A 17,511-nucleotide genomic window follows, 5' to 3' on the forward strand; every position below is an offset into this window, starting at 1 on the left:
GATGAAACTTTTAAGATGTCTGCCTTTTGTAGCTCTCCTGCTCAGCACAGGTATTAGCAGGGCTCAGAGTAACAATGATAAGCTAATAGAATTCAAGGCGATTGCGAAAACGCGCAATGCCGACAGTGTATTAATGCGTACTACTGCATTTATCGATAAATATCCCTACACCAAAACAGATACAGCATTTGATAAAAGCAACTGGATAGACTATGCACGTATGTATCAAACGGTAGGTATATTAACCTCAATAAAAAAGGATCTTTCAACTTACAAAAAATATGTAGCATCGGCACCATTCAACTCGCTCGCCACTATTTGGTATAAGGCGGTTGAGATCCCGTATGAACATCAGAAAAGCAGTACTGCAGAAGAGGTGCTTCCCTGGGCCAGGCTACTTATGCAGCGTATCGAGGAATTTAAAGATGGTAAACCTGTAGAGAGTCCCAATATTAGTACGGACGAATGGGATAAAATGTTCTCAGGCGTGTATGCTAACTCTTCCGCTTTATACGCCGACATTCTTCTGCATGTTAAGCAGTACAAGGAGGGACTTTATTACGCTGAAATTGCCCAGCAAAGGGCGCAGTATAAAAAGGCCCCTTTAAATGAAGTATATAGTATGCTGCTTAAAGAAACCGGGAACACTGCCCGGATGAAAGAGACCTTGATTAAAAGCATGCAGCAGAACCAGGCCTCTCCTGCTGTAATTGCGATGTTGAAAGAACAGTATATCCAGGAAAATAAGAAAGCCGAAGGTTTCGATGCGTATATCAGTGGTTTAAAAGACAATACCCTGACTGGCAAGCTTGAGGCGAAGGTAAAGGAATCAATGATAAACCAGGAATTGCCCGAGTTCAAGGCCGAAAGTAATAGGGGAGAAATGGTTAGCCTGAAAGCCCAAAAAGGTAAGGTTGTTGTACTTGATTTTTTTGCTTCCTGGTGTGCTCCCTGTAAGGAGGCTTTTCCGGGAATGGATATGGTTAGGCAGAAGTATTTAAATGATAAAAATGTGGTTTTCTACTTTGTTGATACCCAGGAGCGCAGACCTGATTACAAAGAGTACGTAGCAAAGTATCTGAAAGATCATAACTTCTCCTTTACAGTATTATTTGACGCAGACGCGAAGCTGGGTAAAAGTTTTGGAGTCGGGGCTATACCCCATAAAATGGTGATAGACCCTAATGGAAAGCTTCGCTTTTCTGAAGTAGGTTACATGGGAAGCCCTTCAGAACTCTCAGATGAAATAAGTATGATGATAGAACTTTCCCGTAAATCGAAATAAAGCCGGAAACGAACATGTTATTAAAAAGAGCATTGGCAGTGTTTATACTGCCACTACTGGTTTGCTGTTCCGCACTGGCTCAGGGTAGCAGAGCGGATAGTGTGATATTCGAAGGGGGAGGCCAGGGAATTGAGCTGGCCGGCACCTTGAGTCTGCCGGCCAAGGGAACAAATTTCCCCGTAGCGGTGATCCTTTCAGGAACAGGAAGGCAAGACCGGGATGGTACAATGGCTGGTCATAAGCTGTTCCTTGCCATAGCCGATCATCTTAATAAAAATGGTTATGCGGTGCTGAGGATGGATGATCGTGGTGTTGGTAAGAGTACCGGAGTGTACGAGGATGCTACCACAATGGATTTTGCAAATGATGCATTGGCTGCAGTTCAATTTCTGAAGGGACGTAAAGAAATAGATCCGGGGCGTATAGGATTTATAGGTCATAGCGAAGGGGGAGCAGTAATGAGCATTGCTGCTTCCAAATCAAAAGAAATTGCCTTTCTGATAAGTCTTGCTGGTCTTGCATCGAGGGGTTATGATTCGAATATGAAGCAGAACTTAGACCTGATTGAGGCAGCTGCGATACCGGAGTATGATAAGAAACGGCATCGCGAGATCATCCGGTTGATGTTTGACACCGTGTTGAAGAACGTTAACTCACCTGTACTTGATACGATCATGCGTTCTACCTTTGCTACCTGGTCTAAAAAGGACCAGGAGTATTTTAAGACTCTAAACGTCGAGTTTGACCATTTCCGGTTTCCAATAGAAAGCTATATCAGAACAGCTACTGGGCCCTGGTACCGCTATTTTATGCAGTTCGATCCTAAACCTTTTATGAAAGGACTGAAAATGCCGGTCCTGGCAATTAATGGAGATAAGGACCTCTTTGTTGCTGGTAAAGAGAATTTGGCTAACTGGAAGAACTACTTGCAGGAGGGGGGGAATAAAAATGTAACCACAGTATTGCTGCCCGGTGTAAACCATTTATTGCAGCATTGTAAAACATGTACTGCTCAGGAATATGCAAGCCTGGAAGAAACTATCGCTCCGGAAATACTGCAGACGATTACAAGCTGGCTGAAGGAAAATGTAAAACAGCCCTTACAGAAGGATAATAAGGCTTTAATTCCTCGCGCTTATTTTCCTGATGAGATGAAAGTGCCGTTTAAAATAAGGAAAGACGTGATCTATGTGGCAGCAAATCTAAATGGAAAGGAAGGATACTTTCTATTTGATAGTGGCTGTCCTTTGATTATGCTTAATGAAAGATTCGCCGCACCTTCTGCAGATGCTGAAAAAATAAATGGTTTTAGTGGCATAAATGGTGCTTTAGGAGAGGTCCATATTACCAAAGTTGATTCCCTGAAATGGGGCAATATTATTTTGAAAGACTTTCAGACTCCTGCAACAGCGTTGCAGGAGGATCCTGAAATGAGCTCTGTAAATGTCTTTGGCTTGCTAGGTCTTGAAGCCTTTAAAAATTACGAGCTAACTTTCGACTATGATGCCCTGCAAATGACTTTCAGGAGAGTTGATAAGCTGGGAAATTATGTAAAACAACCCAGCCAGGAAATTAAACCGCTTCACCAGGCTGCAGTTACAATGCAAAGACACATTCCTATTATCACTTTAAATATCAATAAAAAAGATTACCGGTTCGGGATCGACTGCGGGGCGGCTATTAATATTATCTACCCTCAGTTTTACGATGAATTAAAAACACAATTCGAAGCAGTAGATACATTAAAAATTAATGGTAATGAGGCGAATAAACTCCTAGCTGGATTCATAAAAGAAGCTCATTGTGGGCCCCTTCAGTTCAAGGAATTGTATACGGGCTTTGGTGAGTCACACTTGCTGACCAAAGGTGAAAATGCCTTGAAAATCGATGGTCTGTTGGGCACTCCTTTCTTAGTAAATTATATCACAAGTATTAATTTTCGAAGAGGCATAGTTAGCTTTTATCCACGCAGAAGCTAAGAGTGATTGGATTTATAATTGGATAATTTTAGTACGCAACAGTGATGTTACTACCTTTCTTGAGACAAATTTTTTGCACAAGCCTGCTCGTCCTTCTTTCTACATTGTTTTCCACCGACTCTTTCCGCTCAGGAAGATACCATATTGGACAGTCATCATTATAAGAAATATGCACGGGCGAAAATGGTTCCTGGAGGACGTGTTCTGTACTGTGCTATCCTTTTTTGCTGATAATTAGATCTGGCGATACTAATTATCAGCTTTTTTTAGAGGCCGTAGATTATTACATCATTTTTCTTTACTAGCCGTTAATTCTGGCCTGCCCGAAAGTAAACGCATCACCTATTCTTATCCGGTGGTTGCCAAGCCTGAGGATAAACTGGTGCCATCTGGATTAACAGCGGTGAAATTGTTAAAAAGGTGAGAGAGGGTAGCAAGCGGGGAAGATCACCTTGTATGACAATTATAAAAGCAAAGTCCTGAAGCTGTTTCCATAAATGAAGCGTTAAAGAAAGGAGTGGCTCTTTCCTGAGGAAACGTAAGATAAGTGGCTGGATGCAGAAAGGAAAATATCTGACCCTAAGTAGGAAAAAAGGCATCAAAAAATCGAATTTGAACTTTTGGGATATGAATTAAGACAAATGTGGTGTAGGAATAAAAATACTTAGCTGAACTTCGCTTGGTCACACACACACACACACACACACACACACAATCGATCCCTTAGGTAATACTATGAACAAATTCGTAACACTGCTTTTATTGCTCCCTTATTTGTCTTATTCGCAGATTATAATAAGCAATAAACATCAGAAAGCTGCCACTCACTTTTCAATAGTTGATGAAGCCTCCCCCGCTACCATCATTTACTCAGATAGTGAAAATATTCTGGTAAGGAAGTCTGCAGAATTTCTGGCTGGCGATATCGAAAAGGTCGCTGGAACAAAGCCTGCTATTTCTGCATCTGGCACAGCTAAAAATGGGAATCCGATCATTATCGGAACGGTTGGAAATAATCCCTTGATCAACCAACTGGTTACTAATAAAAAATTGGATGTTTCTCCAATTACCAATCAGTGGGAACGTTTTATTATTCAAACGGTTGATAATCCATTTCCTGGAGTGAAACAAGCTTTGGTTATAGTAGGAAGCGATAGACGAGGGGCAGCATACGGGGTGTTTACACTTTCAGAAAAAATGGGCGTTTCTCCCTGGTATTGGTGGGCTGATGCTCCGGTCAAGAAAAATGATGCTGTTTTTTTGAAGAAAGGGCGTTATGTTTCTGACGGCCCGGCAGTAAAGTATCGCGGTATTTTTATCAACGATGAGTCGCCTGCTTTCAGATATTGGGCCTTCGAGAAGTTCGGTGGTATAAATCACAAATGCTATGAGAAAATTTTTGAATTGCTTTTACGTAATAAAGCAAATTTCTTATGGCCATCGATGTGGCTCCCCACAATGTTCTATGTGGATGATCCATTGAATCCCAAAGTAGCTGATGAATTTGGGATCGTAATGTCTACCAGCCATCATGAACCTATGACCCGTGCACATAACGAATGGTCGATGTTTAAAGGAGGTGCCTGGAATTACCAGACGAATAAAGAAAAGTTGCAGGAGTTTTGGCGGGGAGGTATTAAGCGTATGGGCAATTATGAAAGTGTGGTTACGGTAGGAATGCGCGGAGACGGCGACGAGGGAATGGCTGAAGAAACTGCCGTTGAACTTTTGCAAACGGTCATTAAGGATCAGCGTGCGATTATTGCTGAGGTTACAGGGAAACCCGCAAAGAAAACTCCTCAGCTTTGGGCTATTTACAAAGAAGTGCAGGATTATTACGATAAAGGGATGCGGGTGGATGATGATATTACCGTCCTTTTCAGCGACGATAATTGGGGGAACATCCGTTATCTTCCAAAAAAGAAGGATCTCAGTCACCCAGGAGGTTACGGAATGTACTATCATTTTGACTACGTTGGTGCTCCTGTCTCCTACAGGTGGTTAAATGTAACCCAGATCGAACGGGTATGGGAACAGATGAAGCTGACGTACGAACACGGAGTGAATACGATATGGATAGCCAATGTTGGGGATATTAAACCAATGGAACTCCCGATCAGTTTTTTTATGGATTATGCCTGGAATCCTAAGAGTATCCAGGCTGGTGATCTTACCAAATATTACCAGAACTGGTCAAGGCAACAGTTTGGAGAATTGCATAGCAGAGAAATTGCTCATTTGTTGGCCCTTTACTCCAAGTATAATTCGCGCCGGGTACCAGAGATGCTCAGTCCCGATACTTATAGTCTGGATAACTACCGCGAAGCGGACAGGATAGTGGAAGAATATCAAACCTTGGTAAAGAAGAGCAGGAATATCTATCAGCAACTTCCTGCCTCTCATAAATCTGCATTTTATCAATTAGTGCTTTCTCCGATTGAATTGAGCTGTAACGTAAACGAGATGTACGTAGCTGCAGCAAAAAATAAAATGTACGCAAACCAGGGAAGAGCTTCCGCCAATATGTATGCTGAAAAGGTAAAAGAATTATTCAATAAGGACTTGGAGCTAACACGGCAGTTCCACGAAGAATTGGAAAATGGTAAATGGAATCATATGATGTCACAAACACATATGGGATATACCAGCTGGAATCATCCGAGGGTTAACGTGATGCCCGCTGTAACGAATATTAGAACAAATCCAAAAGCACAACTGGGTTATGCGATAGAATATGGACCAGCACCAGCATGGGGTGGTTTCAGTGTAGAAGCAGATCCGCTTTTCAGTACCACTTTTGCAAAATTTGACGCCATCAATAAACAAAGCTATTACCTTGATATCTTCAACATGGGTGATCAGTCACTTAACTATTCCATTGAAACTCAAAACGACTGGATCATTCTATCTAAATCATCAGGAACCATACCATATGATGAAAGGGTTTATGTAGGTATCAACTGGGATAAAGTACCCAAAGGAGAAGCAACCGGTACCTTGCTCATTAAAGGTGCAGGAAAAGAGTATGCGGTTAAAGTTCCTGTGCGCAACAATTTGGCGAAAGCAGCTGGCTTTGTAGAAAACAATGGTATTGTCTCTTTTGAGGCAGCAAATTATTCAAAGAAGGTTGATTCCAAAGATGTTCAATGGACCGTAGTACCTAATCTTGGCCGTACTGGTTCGTCTGTTATTATCGAACCGGTAACAGCTTCCCGGCAAACTCCTGGTGCTAATTCTATACGATTGGAATATGAGTTTACCATCTTTGATGGTGGTGATCTATCCATCGACGCATTTCTTTCGCCAACCCAGGATTTTAAAAAGCAGGACGGTTTGAGATATGCCATCTCTATAGATGATGAAGCTCCTCAGATAATTAATATGAACGAAGGCGAGATAAAGCCTGATTACGAATATGCCGACTGGTGGTCAAAATCTGTTGCTGATCATGTCAAAATAAAGAGATCCCATCACAAGGCATCTGCCGGTAAGCATACCTTAAAGGTTTGGGCAGTCGATCCTGGGATTGTTTTCCAAAAGTTTGTGATAAGTCGCGGCAGATTAAAGCCAAGCTATTTAGGCCCACCGGAGAGTATTTATATAAAACCTTAATTGGTAAGGGAGCTATGTCCTCCTGCATCCATCAATTGAACCTCTTAATATTCATTGCTATACTGATGATAAGAAGTTTGGTTAAAGTAGAGTTTTTTATAATCCTTTTCTGCGGGTAACTTTTTGAACTTATGTGCCAGCATTCAGAACATTAGTGATACTCTTTGCAGGAAAATTGCCGGAGTTTTGTTTCCAACCAATTATAAAATACCTAATATGAAAACAAGACTACCCAATTTAATTATTTTCCTTGGTATTGTTATTATGCTGCAAAATATGGCTTTTGCAGTAACAAGAACGGCATCAGTAAGAGTAAATAAAGCCGTTTTACATCAAAAGATCACCGGCTTTGGTGGTTTTGTTAATAGTCCCCAGTTCGGCTACAACTATATGACGGAGGCTGAAATTCGAAAGCTTTGGGGGAAAAACAGTGAAGCGGGCTATAACATCATGAGGCTCTACCTTCCTATCGGCGAGGCAAACTGGAGCCAGTCTTTAAACACTGCAAAACTTGCAAAATCTCTTGGTTTAAAGATTTTTGCTACTCCCTGGTCGATGCCTTCTGAGTGGAAAACAAATAACACGATAGCTTCAGTATTTGTAGAAAATGGAGTGAAAAAAAATGTTTACCTTAAAGAAGAACATTATTTAGATTATGCAAACTATCTGAATAATTATGTTACCTATCTGAAAAATAACGGGGTAGAGCTGGATGCAATATCTATCCAGAACGAGCCGGATTACCAGGTAGAATACGCAGGGTGTATATGGACGCCTGCTCAGATGGCAAAATTTATCAAAGAGTATGCTCACCTTATTAATTGCAAGGTGATTGCGCCTGAGGGTGTGGGTATTACAGATAATTATGCAAGTGCTTTTCTGGATCAGGGAGTACTAAACAATTTCGAAATCTTCGCGGGGCACCAATACGGGGCGATCCAGTCGGGCTTAAAGAATGTTCAGGCTCAGGGAAAAGAGGTTTGGATGACAGAGTTCCTCATTAACTGGATCGCAGATGAGGGAGCATCCAGAAATGTGAGTTGGGTTAAAGATGCATTCAGTTTCGCAAATAAACTAAATGATGCACTCCTGGCAAATGTGAATGCCTGGGTTCATTACGCTTCCAAACGGTATTATGGATTAATGGGTGACGGCACTTTTGGAACCACGAGCGGCGTTCTTACAAAACGCGGTTATGTTCTTTCTCATTTTGCAAAATATGTTACCGGAGCAACCCGTATTGAAAGTACCTGGAATGATGAATCGAATGTTTTAAAGGGCTCGTCATACTTATCCCAGAGTGGCGACAGCGTTTTCGTTTTTCTTATAAATTCATCCAACGATAGTTATTCTCTCACGGTTGATCTGCCTTTTTATACCAAATCAGGCAAAGCGGTAACAACCACCGAAACAACCGACCTATCCGAAGTTCCGGTTAGTTATGCTGAAGAGTCTTTACGGCCAAAAGTAACCATTGCCCCTTCCAGTATAACTACGTTAGTGTTCGCAAAGAGTAGTGACCGTGCGATATCACAGATGACTGGAGAACCTGTATTCTACGATAAGATAGAAAAACAACCAGTAACGAACACAGCTTTCGGAACGGCATACACCTTAAGTGGAAAAACGGCGCTTTTCAAGAATGATAATCCTCTTATTAGTTCTAATACCAATGCTACCAACGGCTATTTGAAGCTTGATCAGCCCTTCAACCGTTTAGTGTTCAGGGTGAAAAGCTTGTCGTCAACACTAAATTACAGTTCTTCGAATACTACATTATACTACATCAATAACGCAGGAGCGGTTCGTTCTTATAACTACGGCAATATCACATTCGACAAACGAAATGATTTTGACTGGGTGTTCGACATTTCCACTAATACCCTTACTGATGGCTGTACTGGCATTATAGGCTTAAGGAATGGAAATTTCAGTTCGGCGCTAACTTTTAATTTTGCAGATGTTTACTTTTCATTTGGTAATGAAAAGGGATTTAAATTCAGGGGTATATATAGTAAAGACGACAGCAATTTATTAGAGTGCCTCGATGATATTGCCTACACATCATTAGATTTTTCAGGAACAACAGGGCTTACCACTGAAACAGATTGGAATAGAGCTGCCGCAAATAAGAACTCCGTTTATTACGTGAGTGGAGACCTGAATAGTACTAAAGCGAATGTTATTAGTGGTTCAACTTGTAATAACCTGATACTTACTGATGCACCAGGGAATTTTTATTCGCCACTTAACTTCTCTGCAACAAGCGCCTCATATCGTTTTGCATCGGATGGATATAAAATGATAGTTTTACCTTTTGATGCCAATATCCCGGAGGGGCTCAAAGCTTATACATTGGAGGTGACTGATTCTAATGTAGTAGCTAAGCCAATAACTACAGGCAAAATTTCCTCCAATACTCCATTCCTGGCTAAAGGTATCGGTGAATTTACCTTTACAGGTAGCGGAAATGTTTCCTCTCCACGTGTAGTGAAAGCAGGTTCCGTAAACGGAGTTTATATTGCAGGCAGGGTACCCACTTCCGGATACTATCTTAAAAAAGAGGCTGATAAAGTTTATTTTCAGCGGGTGCAGGCAGGGGCACAAATACCAGCATCTGCCTTTAGTGCTTACTTAAGTCCGGCTTCTACAGTCACTGCTTCTATGCTGCCTTTAACCCTTGAAGAAGCGCCACTAGTGCAGGCGAGAAACCTGACCATTGAGCTTGACGAGAACGGAAATGCCCTTATCAGCGCCGCTCAGCTGGACAGCGGATCTGTCAGTTATTCAGGTCCCTTACAATTGAAAACAGACAGAAGCTCATTTTCATGTTCCGATATTGGATCTGTTGTTCCGGTAACTCTTACTGGCATTGATGGAAAAGGGTATACAGCTTCTGCCATAGGTTATATAACAGTAAAAGATACCAGGAAGCCAGAACTCACAACACCTGCCGCGCAAACCTTCTGTTTCAGCAATGCCGGGTATACATTGCCGGTTCTTCAGGCAAGAGATAACTGTGGAATTGCTTCGATGAGCTATACGATAAGTGGAGCAACACAAAGAAGCGGACAGAACGGAGACGCAAGCGGGATGTTTAATGCGGGAACATCTACTATCGAATGGCTGGTAACAGATTTAAGTGGCAACATTGCAAAGGATACAACCCTGGTGTCAGTTAATTCAGCATTTACTGCGGTGATACCTGATGTTTATGCAGGTAGCTCCTCCACGGACCAAAAAAATACGCTCTATCTTGGTTACGGTTCATCGTCGCTCAGTCTGACTGCTGTGCCGGATGGAGGAACAGCGCCCTATACTTATACCTGGAGCAATGGAGAAATTGCTTCATCTATTAAGGCTACTCAGGCTGGAACTTATTCTGTTGTTATTTCAGATGCCAAAGGCTGTCAAACTACAGCTTCGATAGACATAAGAGTTGAGGACGTCAGATGTGGTAACAACAATGATAAAGTTCTGCTATGCCACAATGGAACTAATATCTGCGTATCCTCGTCAGCAGTTAAAGCACACCTGGCGCATGGAGATAATTTGGGATCTTGTGTAAGTGCCGGCACACTTGCTATCGCAACAAACAATGAGTCGAAGGATGACTTGCATGAAAAGAAATTTACAGTGTATCCTAATCCTGTCTCCAGTACCTTGCATTTCAAACTAGATAACATTGTGATGGGTGCAAAAGCAGAGATCTACAACCTGAACGGTTCAGAGGCTCTGAGGCTTCCTCTGCTATCTGGTCCGGAGGTAGTTATACCCGTAGCAGATCTGGCAAGCGGCACATACATTCTTCGGATAATTAATGGTACTGAGATAATCTCTTCCAGGTTTGTGAAAAATTAACAGGCATGCTTTAATTCTGATTGAGGCGGCGCCCACTTTACTAAATCATATTTATGCAGCCCACTTCATACATTGAGGTGGGCTTTTTGTTTCTCAAATTCCGTTAAATGCGTTGCTACTCCTGAGTTTAGACATTTCACCCATCAATTTGCACATGCGGCGCCGTCTAAGATCCTTTTCTGAAATAGTTTTGACTCGGTTTTCAATAATGGCTGAGCAGGAAACCAAGTAGATAAATTTATGAAGCAGATGAAAGCAAAATGTATGGCGCTGAGTACTGCCCTGATGTTTTTGGCGATAACAGGCGTGGCGCAACAACTTACCCAGGCAGCAGCAGAAGGTAGTAATGAAAAGGTAAGTAAAGTAAAAAATCCTTTTGAAAAGGCTATCTCTGAACCCCTGGTGCGCGACATCTATACGGCTGATCCATCAGCTCATGTTTTTAATGGAAAAATCTATATCTATCCCTCTCATGATATAGAAGCAGGGGAAGCGGAAAAGGGTACGGGAGACCATTTTAATATGAAGGATTACCATGTCTTCTCAATGGAAAGAATTGGTGGAGAAATCCGGGATCATGGCGTTGGCCTTGACATAAAAACAATTCCCTGGGCAGGAAGACAATTGTGGGCACCTGACGTAGCGTTCAAAAACAATAAGTATTACTTATATTTTCCTCTGAAGGATAAGCAGGACGTTTTTAGAATAGGTGTAGGAGTCAGTAACAAACCTGAAGGGCCGTTTAAAGCTCAGCCAGAACCTATAAAAGGAAGTTTTAGTATTGATCCGGCTGTGTTCACTGATAATGACGGAGAGACATACATGTACTTCGGAGGTATCTGGGGAGGACAGTTGCAGCAATGGGATAAAGGGAAATTTGATCCCGAAGGCTCTAAAACTGATCTTCGAAAAAATGAAGAGCCTGCCATCGCTCCTAAAATTGCAAAACTGCAATCCAACATGCTCGAATTTGCCGAGGAGCCAAAAGATATTGTCGTTTTAGATGAAAGTGGAAAACCTCTTTTGGGCGGGGATCATGAGCGGCGATTTTTCGAAGCGGCCTGGATGCACAAATACAAGGGAAAGTATTATTTCTCCTATTCTACCGGAGATACACATAAGATCGTTTATGCCAAAGGCGACAGTCCTTATGGCCCTTTTACCTATCAGGGTGTAGTATTGAACCCGGTAGTAGGGTGGACAAATCATCACTCCATTCTTGAATTTAAGGGTAAATGGTATTTATTCTATCATGATAGTCAGCTGTCGGGAGGTAAGACACATTTAAGGAATATAAAGGTAACCGAACTGCAATACGATAATGAAGGAAAGATTTTGACAATTAATCCTTACGGAAAATAAGCTTTTGATCCCTATTTATATTTTTCGGCTGGGATTAGAAGAATTCTGACTATCCAAGGTTATCCAAGATCAATCTCTTACTGTGTTTGTCGATCTACTGTTCAAGTTCGTAACTGATCTTCTCAACCAATTCAAACCAATTTCCTTTCCTTTTATAAGAGGATTGATATGAATAGAAAATGCACTAAGTCCTGTGCTTTTGCCTTAATGTCCCAGGGTTAGGTGATGTATAATTATACTTTTGTAGGCACTCAGTTATGAATATTCTGCATTGATACCTTCAGGAGGGCTTCGAAATATGAACTTTGAGAGAATACTTACGATTAATTTGGCATTAAAAGATGATTTAACAATATGAATTACGGATTGAAACTTCTAACGGGCCTTATCATTTCTACATTGCCGGGCCTTGCTTTTGCCCAGGGTGGGCAATATAATCTCAGTGGTAAAGTAGCGCCTTTACCCGCCTCGGCCAAAGCCTACCTCTATTATGAATCCTCTGGTACTGCAAAAACCGATTCTACTTTGATTAAGGACGGATCCTTCTCATTTTCAGGTAATGTGAAAGAACCTGGTAGTTCCTATTTGATCATCAACCCTAAAGGGATGGGCATTCGCCAGAGAAATCTTCAGAGTTTAACTTTATATCTTGAACCAGGTAAGATCACTATTACCAGTCCTGATTCCTTGCCCAATGCAAAGATTGCAGGAGGAGTGATCAACAAGGATAATGAGAGCTTACAGAAATTATTGAAGCCGGTTAAGGACAAGATGGATATCCTCAATAAGGAATATGCTGAAGCAGCTCCGGAAAAGAAGAAGTCGGATGAGTTTGTAAAGTCGCTTCAGGCGCGTTATGCTGTTCTTGAAGATGAGCAGAAAGTAATTCAGAAAGCTTTTATTAAGAGCCATCCTTCTTCCGCGTTAAGTCTATTTACAGTAAAAGAGATTGCAGGAGCTGTACCTGATGTTTCTCAAATTGAGCCTTTGTTTAATTCACTTTCAGCTTCTGTAAGGGCAAGCGCGGCGGGCAAAGCCTATGCTGAAGAACTAATCAAACTGAAAACTGTAGCGGTAGGTGCTATGGCACCAGAGTTTAGCCTGCCCGATACTTTGGGCAAGCAAGTATCCCTTAGGGATTTCCGTGGCAAGTACGTGCTGATAGACTTTTGGGCAAGCTGGTGTGGTCCATGTCGTGCTGAAAATCCCAATGTTGTAAAGGCATTTAATGCTTATAAATCTAAAGGTTTTGAGATATTAGGGGTTTCATTGGATCAACCTAATGCTAAAGATCGTTGGATGAAAGCGATTCATGATGATGGTCTAACATGGACACAGCTTTCTGATCTTAAAGGTTGGAAGAGTGAGGCTGCAGCGCTTTATTCAGTGCGTGCAATTCCTCAGAATTTTCTGGTTGATCCTAGCGGAAAGATAGTAGCAACCAATGTGAGAGGTGAAGAACTCGAAAAGACCCTAAGTAAGCTTTTAGGAAAGATTTAGTGATATTTTTTATCATGTTGAGAGCTGTGACAATTGTTGCAGCTCTTTTTTTTAAAAATGCCTTTAACATTGGCGGTAATATCACTTCTGGTATATTATCACCATTCGATGATGTCTGAATAGTCTGATATTGATACTGCATGCTGATCTGCTTGTACGTACTCAATAAGGAAACCTATTAGTAATTGCTTTCCGTATGTCTTTTCATGTAACGTTGAAGTTTAAGTTACAACGGTAATGTGGAACAAAAATAAAATCGATTAGAAGTATTGTCTACTAAATCACTTGGTTATATATGTTTTTTTAAATACTATTGCCCTGTAATATACTTCCGCTGTTGAAGACAGGGAAAAAGTACATTGGGAATGAAAAAATATACTGCCTTTCTTTTGTTATTATTAACCCTACCAAGAGTCTTCGCTCAAAGTAAAAGCCCCCCTAATATCGTTGTGTTTTTTATTGATGATATGGGGCAGCAGGACCTGGGTTGTTATGGAAGCGATTTTTATCAAACTCCCGCTATTGATAATCTGGCTAAAAAAGGCGTAAGGTTTACCAACGCATATTCCGCATGTACTGTATGTTCTCCTTCAAGAGCTGCCTTAATGACTGGTAAATACCCCGCTCGCTTACACATTACAGATTGGATCCAGGGGAAACGGATGCCCTGGGCAAAATTAGCGGTACCGGATTGGAAAATGTATCTTCCTTTAGAGGAAAAAACGTTAGCTGAATCTTTAAAAGAACGCGGTTATGCTACGTGGCATGTCGGGAAATGGCATTTGGGGGATGATGAGAAATATTGGGCAGAGAACCAGGGTTTTGATGTAAACATTGCTGGTAATTTTAAGGGCTCACCTAATAAAAAAGGAGAATATAATGGTTACTTCTCTCCCTACGGTTTAAAAAGGATTGAAGATGGTCCGAAAGATGAATATTTAACAGACCGGCTGACCAATGAAGCTCTCAGATTAATTGCGCATCACAAAGCAGGAACTCCTTTTTATCTAAATCTTGCTCATTATGCAGTCCATATGCCTATACAGCCTAAGCCCGATAAGCTGGAGAAATACAAGAAATTGTTGAAAGCGCCTGATCCTCAAAAAAATCCGGCGTATGCTGCAATGATTGAAAGTGTTGATGAAAGTGTGGCAAGAATAATTACGGCCTTGGAAATGAGAAAACTGCTGGAAAACACCCTTATCGTTTTTGCTACAGATAATGGAGCTCTGGCATCTGTTTCCACCAGTAAACCTTTCCGCGAAGGTAAAGGTTGGGCATATGAAGGTGGAACCCGCACGCCTTTACTTATCTATTGGAAAGGAAAAATTGATGGTGGAAAAGTAATAAATGAGCCAGCAATCACCATGGATATTTACGCTACCATTATGCAAATAGCCGGAGCTGTTAAGCCAGCTGATGTAGATGGAAGAAGTTTACTTCCTGTGATCCAGAAAGGAATTCATTATGATCGCCCATTGTTCTGGCATTATCCTCACTACCACAACGATAAACCCCATGGTTCTGTCAGGTACCAGGATTGGAAACTTATCCAGTATTTCGAGGATATGCATTACGAACTCTATAACCTTAAAGAAGATGAAGGGGAGGGAAATGATCTGGCAGCCCATCATCCGGAAAAAGTGAAGGAGCTTGCAGATATGCTGATTGCATGGCGTGAAGAGGTGAAGGCTCAGATGCCAGCCCCGAATCCGGATTATCAGCCGGCAAAAGCACAACAAAAGGGAGCGGGAGCCGAATGATCAGGCTGTCAGTTACTACCTGTGTACCATTATCTGTAAACAACAATGAACCTCAAATTCCATCAAGCTATTTTTGTTTTAACTTCTCTGATTCTTGCTGCAGTTGTCCCTGGTTATTCACAAGAGAAGAAGCCTAACATTGTGCTTATCCTGGCCGATGATCTCGGCTTTTCGGATATCGGCAGCTATGGTGGTGAAATTCAAACTCCTAACCTTGACAAGCTAGCTGCTAAGGGGATCAGATATAAGCAGTTTTATAATGCTGCCCGTTGTTGTCCAACCCGTGCTTCTTTAATCACCGGACTTTATCCTCATCAGGCAGGAATGGGGTGGATGGCTGTAGCTGATCTTGGTACTCCCTCTTATCAGGGCTCTATCAATAATAACAGTGTTACCATTGCCGAAGTACTGAAAACAGTAGGTTACTCTACCTATATGACGGGTAAGTGGCATCTTACCAATGAACGTAAAATAGACGGTTTGGTAACAGACACCTGGCCTAAACAACGGGGTTTTGACAGGTATTTTGGTATTGTTCCCGGCGGTGCTAATTATTTTACTCCTGTTCTTTATAGTGATAATAAAAGGTATCCGGCGCCCGAAAACTTTTACCTTACCAATGCCATCTCAGATACTAGCGTAAAATATATTGACGAGCACTTTTCACGCAAAGGATCTGACCCCTTATTTCTATATGTAGCCTATACTGCACCACACTGGCCTTTACATGCTTTACAAAAGGAGATAGATAAGTACAAGGAGTTATATAAGGCAGGTTGGGACAAGCTACGTGCTGCTCGCCTCGAGAAGCAAAAGCAGCTGGGTCTTTTTCCGGAAAATACAGTTATAAGTGAAAGGGACCGTAGTGTGGAAGCCTGGAATAGCTTGCCGGAAGAAAGGAAGAATGAGATGGCTTTGCGCATGGCTATTTATGCTGCACAAGTGGATATTATGGATCAGGGAATAGGCCGGATTGTGGAGAAGCTGAAAGAGAAAAATGAGTTGGATAACACACTGATCTTCTTTTTGAGCGATAACGGTGCCTGTGCTGAATTTATAAGCAGTGGAACCAGTAAAGAAGTTAACGGTAAGGAAGATACATTTGAGAGCTATCGTATAAACTGGGCTAACTTAAGCAGCACTCCTTTTCGCGAGTACAAGCACTTTACTCATGAAGGGGGAATTGCTACGCCTCTGATTGTTCATTGGCCTAAGGGTGTTAGCTCTTCTTTAAACGGGAAGTATGTGAATGAATACGGATATCTCACAGATATCATGTCAACCTGTGTTGAAGTGGCTCAGGCACAGTATCCCTTCTCCTTTAATGGAAATAAAATAGTGCCTCAACAGGGAAAAAGCTTGTTACCGCATTTCACTGGCAGCAGTAATAGCAGAGGTCTGAATTACTGGGAGCATGAGGGTAATATAGCCGTCAGGGATGGGAAATGGAAGATGGTTGCTAAGACACCTGAAAAAGGTACTTTAACTAAGAAAGCTTTGGAGCTTTACGACCTGGACGCTGATCCTGTGGAATTAAATAATCTCGCATCAAAATATCCCGAAAAAGTAGAATCTCTTTTCAAGTCCTGGGAAAAATGGGCTAAGAATGTAGGAGCTTATCCTATAGATACCCGTGAGTATGGTTTGAGAGGGCAGGAATACAGGAAAAGGATCAATGGATCGTTCGATGATAATCTTGGAGGTTGGAACGTTAAAAAATCCAATGCAGTGCAAGGTTCTATAGAGATCGATACTACGGCTCAGATCACAGGAGGAAAATCAGCTCTGATCTCCGTTAGTCAGTCAGGTGAGCGTCCTGCAGCCCTGGCCCTCAGTTGGAGATTTGTGCCGTCAGCCGGCGAGAAGTACCAGATTCGCCTGAAGTCGAAGTCGGCCGCTAATACATCTTTCTTTCTTCGCCTGGAAAAGCCCACAGGAGAGGGTAAACTTATTGATCGGGCAATTAATACTTCAGGAAATATCGAGGAAGTTGCTACAGATGTTGTAGAAATTCCTGAAAAGGCTCCATATCAACTGGCCTTGTATTTTGGAAAGCTTAAAAGCGGAGATAAAGTGTGGATAGATGATGTTGAACTAGTTCGGATAAAATAGTACTCCTTTAATTAAAACCTCTATAAGCTGAAAACCT

8 protein-coding genes are annotated in these 17,511 nt (G+C 41.7%); all 8 read left to right on the forward strand.

What is annotated here, in order from left to right:
- Position 1: 1 nt before the first annotated feature.
- The 8 genes from J4N24_RS15095 (at position 2) to J4N24_RS15130 (ending at position 17,474) form a co-directional block, all read left to right on the forward strand.
- Complete coding sequence (locus J4N24_RS15095) at positions 2–1,285, forward strand: TlpA family protein disulfide reductase (RefSeq protein ID WP_207534536.1); 1,284 nt, start codon at positions 2–4, stop codon at positions 1,283–1,285.
- 14 nt (positions 1,286–1,299) lie between these two features.
- Entirely contained in the window at positions 1,300–3,264 is a 1,965-nt protein-coding gene (locus tag J4N24_RS15100; RefSeq protein ID WP_207534537.1) for an alpha/beta fold hydrolase, read from the forward strand.
- Between the two features lie 735 nt (positions 3,265–3,999).
- The gene (locus tag J4N24_RS15105) at positions 4,000–6,876 is read left to right on the forward strand and encodes a glycosyl hydrolase 115 family protein (RefSeq protein WP_207534538.1); all 2,877 of its coding nucleotides are present in this window, start codon (positions 4,000–4,002) and stop codon (positions 6,874–6,876) included.
- Between the two features lie 216 nt (positions 6,877–7,092).
- Positions 7,093–10,737 (forward strand): T9SS type A sorting domain-containing protein, encoded by a 3,645-nt coding sequence (locus tag J4N24_RS15110; protein WP_207534539.1) that lies wholly within the window; start codon positions 7,093–7,095, stop codon positions 10,735–10,737.
- Between the two features lie 240 nt (positions 10,738–10,977).
- Complete coding sequence (locus J4N24_RS15115; RefSeq protein ID WP_369806233.1) at positions 10,978–12,099, forward strand: glycoside hydrolase family 43 protein; 1,122 nt, start codon at positions 10,978–10,980, stop codon at positions 12,097–12,099.
- A gap of 354 nt (positions 12,100–12,453) precedes the next feature.
- A complete protein-coding gene (locus tag J4N24_RS15120; protein ID WP_207534540.1) occupies positions 12,454–13,599 on the forward strand; it encodes a TlpA disulfide reductase family protein in 1,146 nt (381 codons plus the stop codon).
- A 365-nt stretch (positions 13,600–13,964) separates the two neighbouring features.
- The gene (locus J4N24_RS15125; protein ID WP_207534541.1) at positions 13,965–15,362 is read left to right on the forward strand and encodes a sulfatase; all 1,398 of its coding nucleotides are present in this window, start codon (positions 13,965–13,967) and stop codon (positions 15,360–15,362) included.
- Between the two features lie 45 nt (positions 15,363–15,407).
- Positions 15,408–17,474 (forward strand): arylsulfatase, encoded by a 2,067-nt coding sequence (locus J4N24_RS15130; RefSeq protein ID WP_207534542.1) that lies wholly within the window; start codon positions 15,408–15,410, stop codon positions 17,472–17,474.
- Positions 17,475–17,511: the final 37 nt, after the last annotated feature.

This window comes from Desertivirga arenae, from assembly GCF_017355785.1.
Taxonomy (GTDB): Bacteria; Bacteroidota; Bacteroidia; order Sphingobacteriales; family Sphingobacteriaceae; genus Desertivirga; species Desertivirga arenae.